Annotated in this window: 1 protein-coding gene; it reads right to left on the bottom strand. The window is 53.4% G+C overall.

Annotation, left to right across the window (positions count from 1 at the left end; translation table 11 throughout):
- On the bottom strand, positions 1 to 226 hold a 226-nt coding region (locus HBA93_RS21505; RefSeq protein WP_286202124.1), incomplete at its 3' end, for a double zinc ribbon domain-containing protein.
- Between the last annotated feature and the right edge of the window lie 40 nt (positions 227 to 266).

The raw sequence follows: 266 nt of genomic DNA, 5'->3' as shown, positions 1-266 counted from the left end.
AAGTCGGCGGATCGGCAATCGCCTCTGCTGACAATAAATGCGCGCCAAAATCATGCGTAAAAGGTGTTCCCATCACAGGACAAAGTGGTGCTTCCAGAAAGCGCACCGAACTCCAGCAAGTCCCGCACAATGTGCCGTTTTGTGAAACAGGGCTGTCGCATCCCTCACAAAGCGCAGGAAAAATCCGGTCCGGCAGCGCTTTCAAACCAGCGCCTGCATAATCCAGAAAACGCGCCCAACTCCCCTGTCTCACAACAGTTTCATGA

Source organism: Ochrobactrum sp. SFR4, from assembly GCF_019730395.1.
In the GTDB taxonomy this organism is placed as follows: Bacteria; Pseudomonadota; Alphaproteobacteria; order Rhizobiales; family Rhizobiaceae; genus Pseudochrobactrum.
Note: the sequence above shows the minus strand (reverse complement) of the source record. Positions and strands in the feature narration are given on the sequence as shown.